This is a genomic window from Citrobacter sp. TBCS-14 (assembly GCF_005280805.1).
GTDB lineage: Bacteria > Pseudomonadota > Gammaproteobacteria > Enterobacterales > Enterobacteriaceae > Citrobacter > Citrobacter gillenii.
Window position 1 is genome coordinate 1 of sequence record NZ_SZWM01000817.1, and the last position, 264, is coordinate 264.

At 56.4% G+C, this 264-nt stretch carries 1 protein-coding gene; it reads left to right on the forward strand.

Annotated elements, in window-relative coordinates; all coding sequences use genetic code 11:
- Window positions 1-264, forward strand: a 264-nt coding sequence (locus FDX22_RS21470) for a GNAT family N-acetyltransferase (protein WP_146717746.1), incomplete at both ends; no start/stop codon positions are given.

Sequence of the window (264 nt, forward strand, 5' to 3'; positions counted from 1 at the left end):
AGAGGCAATCTGGTTGCGCAGTCACTGGCGGCGCATGGTGGTGACCCGTTGGCGGCGACGCTCGTCGGGAGACGAGTTAGTCGAATTGCGGTTCATCCCGCTCGCCAGCGGGAAGGTATCGGGCAGCAACTGATTATGCAGGCCCATCAGTATTCCTCGCAGTGTGACTATCTTTCCGTCAGTTTTGGTTATACGGCCGAATTGTGGCGTTTTTGGCAGCGATGCGGTTTTGTCATGGTGCGAATGGGGAATCATCGTGAAGCC